Raw genomic sequence first — 8,987 nt, 5'->3', positions numbered from 1 at the left:
GCAAGAAGTGGACGATGCCGATACGGGACTGGAAAGCGGCGCTGAATCGCTTCGCCATCCAGTTTGAAGACCGGGTGCCGCAGGCTTAAACGAAAACCCGTTTACACAGAATCCAGTACACCCCCGTGCAGAGACTCACCAATTTGGCTGTCCATCGATAAAATCGTGTAGCCCATTTCATCTGATTAATAATAATCAATCACATTTAGGGTCCATTCTGTTCGACCACTTTTCTGATGTTTGTGGAAGAGGCAATGCCATATCAAAAATTGTGAAAAAGATAAAAATGCGGACATCACATAGCGAAACGCTTGACATAGATCGGATTCCGCAGGATTCAATGCACACTGCGATGGCTTGATTTTCTATAGGAATTCTCCGCTCTGTCTGGCCCCAAAGGAACGCCGAGCTTTCGGGTTATTGCTTCAGGCTTGGCCAAAAACGGTATCAAAAGACGAATTCGCCCAACATGTCTGGGCCGGGCGCATATCGGATGAAAGCCTTGCGCGTTGTATCGCACAACTGCGGCGTTCGCTTTCAAAGTTTGGTTCGATACAGATTGATTCGCATTATGGGCGCGGCTACTGCCTGACGATATTGCCGGACAAAACGCGTTTGTCCACGGCGATGCCAGCGGCTATCCATTCACGCATGCTTGACGCCGCAAAGATCCAGCCGGCGTTTGCGGAGGCATGCATCCATGCTCAGCAATTACTCACGCGTCGTTCCCGGAAGCCCTCGAACAAGCCGAGCTGATACTCAAGAATGTGATTTCCAAGGCGCCTGAGTACATGGCTGCAAAATTGGCGCTGGCCCAATGCATGGCTGACAAAATCAGCTGTGGCCTGGAAGTGAGGGCGTCGCTTATCGAGGATGGCCTGTAATTGCTGGAATCGGTCCAGCGTACCGCTCCGCATACGCCTGGCCTGCAATCGCAGGTGGCGCATCTGCTCGACTGCAAATGGCACTTCGATACGGCTCGGCGCAAACATCAGCAAGCGCTGCGTGCCTCGCCCGATGATGTGCTAACGTATTTTCATTATGGTTTGCATCTGCTGGCAACCGATGCTCCTCATGAGGCGGTCGCCGCCTTTGCTTCCGCGCGCGAACTGAATCCGTTTTCGCCGAATCTGTCCGTGATGCTGGCGCGTGCTGCTTCGCTTGCAAGCGGAGATCCGGCGACACAATCGCACAAGCCCGCGCAACTTACACCTCCCATCCAGGCAGTCCACAAGCCTATCTGCATTTGCTGAGTACGTTGGCGGTGATTGATCCGCAGCCTGAAGTCGTCCATGCCGCCCGTCAATTGACAATCACCCGTTCGTCATGGGCATTGGAAATTATTGCTGCCTTATCGATGGAAAGCACCAGTGTCCGTGTGGTCCACGCAGCCGCCTTGATCGCCCTCGATCTGATGCAAGATGGGATGGAGATAGTGAAGCAGGCTGCCGCTCTCGGATCAGGCCCACTGCCTACTTTATTGAATGCGCCGGAGTATATGGCGCTCCGGCAGCATCCCGATTTCTAACCGTGCATGCACAGGCATTTGCCCATCGTCCGGCGAAACCGCATTGACCTGACCAGGCATTCCCGGCTTGACGATTTCTTCTTGCGGTTAGCACCCTCATCGTCATCCAGATGGCGCCTGCCACTGGCACTCTTTAATCCCTCCCGCGTTACTGTTCCTTACATCACTTTTGTCGGTGGGCGTGCCTCGGTCTGCTGAATTGCGAGCGCAATGCGTGATCTGCGATGTTCAGTTTCCAATCTCTTCCGGTATTAACACAACAAATGCTTACGCCTTCCTGATGGATTGGTTAAGCATTGTTTATTGATGTCAAATTAATGAAATTCTCACCTACATTGACAATCATCTGGCGCGTCGCTAGTGACTTGATAAGTGCTTCACCCACAGAAAAATCGTGAGCAGCCGAATGGTATGGCACGTTTTCATTCGTCTTTGGGGAGCTGGCGCAGCACTTCCACATCTGCTTCGACATGGCTGAAACGAAACTGAATCCAAGCAGATTCGTCATTACCGGCAAGTCTCACTGGAAGCTTTACATATCTGCATTTTCGGGTACTGCACTCTGACCGATCGACTCAAGCCGTTTCGCTTGATTTTTTTAAGCAAGGTACACAAAATGAATAAAATTTTCCGGATTATTTGGAGCAAGGCCGCAGGTCAATGGTATGTGGTAGGCGAGTTGGCCAAGTCCCGAGGGAAAAGCCGTTCCGCAAGATCGTCGACGGCAGCGACATCTGGCGAATTTTTGGAACCGGTTTTTCTATTGAAGAGTTTGGCGCTGGCGCTGATATTGGCGCTGCCATTATCTGGATACGCCGGCACTATTGTTAATACTGCCGGCTCGGCGTGTGGCGCTAGTTACACCGGTGCGGACGGCACGGTTATTACCTCTACGCAGACGGATGGGAGTGGTTTCTATTCGACAGTTGCCGGTTGCGGTGCGAACGGAAGCAATTTACTTGCTGTGACATTGTTCGGCGCCGGATCCCAAGTCACGGGGAACTATGGCGCGGCATTTGGATTCATGAGTCAGGCTGTACTGCAGGCCACCGCCGTCGGCCCGCAGGCCAATGCTTCCGGCACCAGCAGCGTGGCGGTTGGCTTGTTGAGCCAGGCGACAGCGCTTAATGCCGTGGCAATTGGCACCGGCGGCGGCACGACCACCGCGAATTCAACCCAGGCTACGCAGGCCGGTGCGGTTGCGATTGGCGGCAATAGCGTCAAGGGAGCGCAGGCAACGGGTGCTGGCGGCATTGCTGTCGGTGGGCAAGCTGCAGCATCTGCAAGTGGCGCCATCGCTATCGGCTCCGCCTATGGCAGTGCAGCCGCGACCACCGCCAGCGGACAGAATTCTGTAGCGATAGGTATCGCTAGCGTGGCAACCGGCTCGCATGCAACCACGCTAGGCAGTGACACCAATGCGCTTGCCGACAATGGCACGGCCTTGGGAAGTGCTGCGATCTCCGGAGCGAAGACGGCCGCCAGTGGTTCGTTGATAGATAACTGGAGAACGGGTGGGACGGGCAGGACTGTAGGTTTTAATCTCGGGAATACGGCGGTTGGCCAGGCAGCTAACGCCAACTCAACGGGTACGGCAATTGGCGCTAGCTCATCGGCGACGGGCGACGGTTCCTTCGCTGGCGGTCCGGCGGCAAGCGCCACGGGCCGCATCGGCGTTGCATTGGGTGGAGGCGCCTTGAGTTCCGGTGATTCGGCTATTTCTATAGGCAATACCTCGACGGCGGGCGGTGCACAAGCGGTGGCGATCGGCGCCGGAGCGGAAGCATTGGCAAACGGGGGTACTGCACTTGGCAAGGCCGCGTTTGCCAATGCTGTAAATGCTACGGCCGCTGGTAATTTCTCCAATGCGGGGGGCGCATCTTCCCTGGCTTTAGGGGACACCAGCAATGCTTATGGCAATAATTCGATAGCAGAAGGTTTGAATGCGGTGGCCGGCGTCAGCGGCGCAGCGACTACCGCCAACGATGTCGCCTTAGGTAGCGGTGCCAAGGCGACCGGTGGCAATTCCATCGCCGCAGGCTCGAACAGTAATTCCACCGGACCGAACAGTACGGCTCTGGGGTTCAATTCGAACGCTAGCGCCGGCACAGCTACAGCACTAGGTTATTCCTCTGTTGCTTCAAATACCGATGCGACCGCAGTGGGTAACGGCGCCACAGCCAGCGGCACGCAGGACACCGCTATCGGCGTTACCGCCAAGGCTGGCGGCGGCTCCAGCACGGCGCTGGGTAATGCGGCCAAGGCTACGGGCGGCAATTCACTGGCGCTTGGTGTCGGCACCCAGGCTGTCAACTTCGGTGCTGTAGCATTCGGTAATCAGTCGCAAGCGACAGGTTTTGCTTCCCTCGCCGGTGGCGAACTGGCTTTGGCTACGGCAGATAATACTATCGCAATGGGTAACGCAGCGGCGGCGAGCTCCGGTGGTGCGATTGCTATCGGCCAGAACGCAGTGGCAAAGGGCGGCCAGTCAGTGTCGGTCGGTGTTGGCAATACGGCGAGCGGCAATGGCGCAGTGGCGATCGGCGACCCGAACACAGCGACCGGTACGGGCGCTGTTGCGCTGGGTAATACCAATACGGCCAATGGCCAGGGCGCGATAGCCTTGGGCAATACCAACACAGCTACCGGCCAAGGTTCGACAGCGCTGGGCAATGCCAGCAATGCTGCGGCAGCTGGTGCGGTGGCGTTGGGCGATACTGCGGTCGCCAGCCGTACGAACGATGTGGCGTTGGGCTCGGGTTCGACCACGGCGGCGCCGCATACCGGTGCTACCGCGCAGTTTGGCGGGACGGCTGCTGGCGTCGAAGCGGCAGCTTCGGCCAATGGCGTAGTGTCGGTTGGCGCGGCAGGCACCGAGCGTCAGATCCAGAACGTGGCGGCTGGCGTCATTTCGGCCACCAGTACAGATGCAATCAACGGTTCACAATTGAACTCTGTGGTAACCGGAGTAAATAATCTCGGAACAACGACTGCCGGCACCTTGGGTGGCGGCGCAACATATTCTCCTGCGACCGGCAACATTACAGGTTTTAGCCAACCGATCAATACAGTCAGCAACACAGGTGCGGTAACTGGACCTACGGCCCAGACGACGGTGGCCGGCGCACTCACTGCGCTGAACGCCAATGTCGACAATACCACCAACATCGCTGTCAAATACGACGCGGCGGGTGGCAATACCATCACCTTGGGGGCAACCGGCGGTACGGGAGCGACGGGGACAGTGAAGATCACCAACTTGACGCCGGCGATACTGAGCGCAGTCAGTACCGATGCCGTGAACGGGTCGCAGCTGTTCGCCACGAATACCAATGTGACAAACCTGGGTAATTCCCTCAACAACATCAATAACGGCGCTGGCATCAAGTATTTTCATACCAACTCGGTGCTTGCCGACAGCGCCCCTACCGGCACCGATGCGATTGCAGTCGGCCCTGTGGCCAATGCTTACGGCGATGATTCGATTGCCCAAGGCTTGAATGCGGTGGCTGGCGTCAACGGTACGCCTGCCACTGCCAACGATATCGCACTGGGTAATGGCGCTAAGGCGACCGGTGGAAATTCGATTGCACAGGGTGCAGGCGCCACCGCCAATTCGGCTGGCGCAATCGCGATTGGACAGACGGCGACGGCAACCGGCGGCTCAGCGGTATCGATTGGCGTTGGCAATACCGCCAGCGGCAATGGTGCGGTAGCGATCGGCGATCCTAATGTTGTCACCGGTACCGGTGCGGTGGGTGTCGGGGCCAACAATACGGTCAACGGCAAGGGAGCGGTAGGTGTGGGGAATGCGAACACCGCCACGGGGCAGGGTTCGGTTGCCATGGGCAACAGCTCGCTTGCTGCGACAGCTGGGGCGCTTGCCCTTGGCGATACGGCAAAGGCGAACAACGCCAATGACATCGCGCTGGGTTCGGGATCGAGTACGGCGGCGGCAGTCGCAACCGCGAGCGCGGTGATCAACGGCGTTACTTTTAATTTTGCGGGGACGGCGCCGGCATCGACTGTAAGCGTTGGTAGTGTTGGCAATGAACGCACGATTACCAATGTCGCTGCAGGTCGCCTATCGTCCACCAGCACCGATGCGATCAACGGTAGTCAGCTGTTTGCCACCAACACTGAGCTGACCAGCGTGGGCACCGCAGTCACTAACATCATCAACGGTGGAGGCATCAAATACTTCCACGCCAACTCTGTACTGGCGGACAGTGCAGCGACAGGTGCAAACTCGACGGCGATTGGTCCTCTTGCGGTTGCGACCGGGGCCGACAGCATCGCCGAAGGCCATTCGGCCGCGGCGAATGTCGCGGGGGATGTGGCGATCGGCCTGAACGCTACGGCGACAGGGGTCTCCGGCGTTGGCTCGGCCGTATCGATAGGCAATGGCAACACGGCAAATGGTGCAGGCGCGGTGGTGATGGGCTTCAACAGCACGGCCACCAACATCTATGCCACTGCGATAGGTTTCAACGCCAATGCAAGCGGACGCAATTCCATTGCGTTTGGCGCCAATGCTTCCGCCAGTGGAGCGTTGAGTTCAAATGGCCTTCCAGCGAATGGCTTTGCAGTGGCGATCGGTCCTGGCGCCAATGCGGCTGGCAGCTCATCAACCGCTATTGGCGGCAACGCGACTTCTTCAGGCACCAAAGACCTTGCCATTGGCGATACGGCCAACGCGAGCGCGACCCGGTCCGTTGCTCTGGGCCCCAATGCCAGTGCGACAGCCAACGGAGCTGTGGCAATTGGGTCGGTATCAGTGGCCAGCCAATCAAATGCAATTGCATTGGGTATCGGTGCGACGGCAGGCGCGGGTGCGGGCGATGTGGCGCTGGGCTCGGGCTCGGTCACGGCGACAGCGGTAGGAACGCCGAATGCGGTTATCAACGACACGACCTACAATTTTGCAGGTACGGCGCCGGCATCGACTGTGAGCGTAGGCAGTGTCGGGAACGAGCGCACGATCACCAATGTGGCGGCAGGCCGCCTCAGCGCCACCAGCACCGATGCTGTGAACGGCTCGCAACTGAATGCGACCAACGCCGAGGTCAGCAGCATCGGCAGCACGCTCACCAACATCAACAATGGTGGCGGCATCAAGTACTTCCACGCCAATTCGACGCTGGCCGACAGCACGGCAACCGGTACCGATAGCGTTGCGGTGGGGCCGACAGCCCATGCTGTCGGCGCCGGTGCGATGGCACTAGGTAGCGGTTCCGTCGCCAACAATGCAGGTGACATCGCACTGGGCGCCGGTTCCAGTACTGCCGCGGCGGCAGGAACGCCGAGCGCGGTAATCAATGGCACGACCTACAATTTCGCGGGAACCGCGCCAACATCGACACTCAGTGTCGGCAGTGTCGGCAACGAACGGACGATTACCAATGTGGCGGCGGGCAGTCTCAGCGCTACCAGTACCGATGCAGTGAATGGTTCGCAATTGAACGCCACCAATACCGCGGTGACGGGGCTTGGAAATACCGTCAACAACATCAACAATGGCGGCGGCATCAAATATTTCCATGCCAATTCGACGCTGGCTGACAGTAATGCGGCAGGCACGGACAGCATCGCGGTGGGTCCTGCGGCCAATGCCTATGGCAATGATTCGATTGCCCAGGGCCTGAACGCGGTGGCCGGCGTCAATGGCACGCCGGCTACGGCCAACGATATTGCGCTGGGTAATGGTGCGCAGGCGACAGGCGGCAATTCAATCGCCCAGGGAACTGGCGCCATCGCCAATTCGGCCGGCGCCATCGCCATCGGACAGAGCGCGACGGCAACCGGCGGCAAGGCGGTTTCCATCGGTGTGGGTAATACGGCCAGCGGCGACGGTGCGGTGGCGATCGGCGATCCGAACACTGCCACGGGTACAGGTGCAGTAGCGATGGGGGCGAACAACAGTGCGACCGGCCAAGGTGCGATCGCGTTGGGTAACGTCAGCAGCGCGATCGGCCAGGGCGCAGTCGCCTTGGGCAATAATTCGGCGGCAAAAGCCGCTGGCGCCTTGGCTTTCGGCGATACGGCGACGGCTAACAACGCCGGTGACGTGGCGCTCGGGTCTGGCTCCAGCACGGCAGCAGCGGTAGGGACGCCGAGTGCGGTCATCAACGGCACCACCTACAATTTTGCAGGCGCCACACCGACTTCGACGGTCAGCGTAGGCAGCGTGGGCAATGAGCGGACCATCACCAATGTCGCGGCCGGCCGCCTCAGCACGACGAGTACCGATGCTGTGAATGGTTCGCAGCTGAACGCGACCAACACGGAAGTCACCGCGCTTGGCAACACCGTCAGTAACATCAACAACGGTGGCGGCATCAAGTACTTCCACGCCAACTCCACCGATCCCGACAGTATTGCTGTTGGCGCCAACAGCGTGGCGATCGGCCCCAATGCAGTCGCCAGCATCGGCAACTCGGTAGCGCTCGGCGCCAACGCGACGACAGCTGCGGCGGTTGCCGTGAGTTCGGTGACGGTGGGCATTACAACCTTCGGCACCTTCGCCGGCAGCGCCCCTGTCAGCGTGGTGAGCGTGGGTTCCGCAGGCGCCGAACGGCAGATCACGAATGTGGGCGCCGGCCGCATCTCTGCAACCAGCACCGACGCCGTCAATGGCAGCCAGTTGTATTCAGTGGCCAGCGAGCTGAACACGGCAATCACCAACATATCGGCCTTGTCGACGGGGCTGAGCACCACGAATAATAATCTGGGTAATCTGACGAACACCATCAAAAACACCGGTAGTCAAGCTCCCGTGGCTTCCAGTGAAGGCACTGCGTTTGCCGGCAGCGTGGGTGCGGCCGGCAGCAACTCGCTTGCGATAGGCACCAATGCCGTGGCTACCGGAAAGAACTCGACAGCAACCGGTCAAGGCGCTGTGGCGAACGCTGCAGGCGCAACAGCAACCGGTGCAGGCGCTTCTGCGACAGCCGCCAACGCTACCGCAGTGGGGGCGGGCGCGCAGGTAACGGCGAACAATTCGGTAGCGCTGGGCGCCAATTCGGTAGCGAATCAAGCCAATACCGTTTCGGTCGGTTCCGTCGGCAATGAACGCACGGTCACGAATGTCGCAGCGGGGGTCAATACAACTGATGCGGTCAATGTGGGGCAGCTGACCTCAAGCGCCAGCGGCGCGGTGGCGCAAGCTAATCAGTACACCAATCAGCAAATTAATCAACTGCAGAACCAAATCGATCATAACAGCCGAACTGCTGCAGGTGGCATTGCGGCGGCAATGGCTGCGGGAGGTTTGCCGCAGCCGACCGGGCCTGGAAAGAGCATGGTGGCGGTTGCCGGCAGTCGCTGGCAAGGGCAGACCGGGCTTGCTTTGGGACTGTCTACGGTCTCTGAAAATAATAAATGGGTATACAAGGCAGCGGTCACCAGCAGCAGTGCAGGGCAGACGGGTGGCGTGGTATCTGCCGGCTATCAGTGGTAG

At 58.9% G+C, this 8,987-nt stretch carries 4 protein-coding genes; all 4 read left to right on the top strand.

What is annotated here, in order from left to right:
• The first annotated feature begins 692 nt into the window (after nucleotides 1-692).
• The 4 genes from ABI171_RS00370 (at nucleotide 693) to ABI171_RS00355 (ending at nucleotide 8,987) form a co-directional block, all read left to right on the top strand.
• Nucleotides 693-884 carry a hypothetical protein gene (locus ABI171_RS00370; protein ID WP_348090639.1) on the top strand — a complete coding sequence of 64 codons (192 nt, stop codon included), beginning with the start codon at nucleotides 693-695 and terminating at the stop codon, nucleotides 882-884.
• Between the two features lie 54 nt (nucleotides 885-938).
• Nucleotides 939-1,253: a hypothetical protein gene (locus ABI171_RS00365; RefSeq protein WP_348090638.1), complete on the top strand. Its 315-nt coding sequence runs from the start codon at nucleotides 939-941 to the stop codon at nucleotides 1,251-1,253.
• An 11-nt stretch (nucleotides 1,254-1,264) separates the two neighbouring features.
• Complete coding sequence (locus ABI171_RS00360; RefSeq protein ID WP_348090637.1) at nucleotides 1,265-1,528, top strand: hypothetical protein; 264 nt, start codon at nucleotides 1,265-1,267, stop codon at nucleotides 1,526-1,528.
• Between the two features lie 1,024 nt (nucleotides 1,529-2,552).
• On the top strand, nucleotides 2,553-8,987 hold the full coding sequence (locus ABI171_RS00355) for a hypothetical protein (protein WP_348090636.1): 6,435 nt from the start codon (nucleotides 2,553-2,555) through the stop codon (nucleotides 8,985-8,987).

It is taken from the genome of Collimonas sp., from assembly GCF_039923675.1.
GTDB lineage: Bacteria > Pseudomonadota > Gammaproteobacteria > Burkholderiales > Burkholderiaceae_D > Collimonas.
Note: the sequence above shows the minus strand (reverse complement) of the source record. Positions and strands in the feature narration are given on the sequence as shown.

What these genes read in the sequence shown, in the direction of transcription:
- ABI171_RS00355 (WP_348090636.1), top strand. Translation starts at nt 2,553, where the DNA reads ATGAGTCAGGCTGTACTGCAGGCCACCGCCGTCGGCCCGCAGGCCAAT.
- ABI171_RS00370 (WP_348090639.1), top strand. Translation starts at nt 693, where the DNA reads ATGCATCCATGCTCAGCAATTACTCACGCGTCGTTCCCGGAAGCCCTC.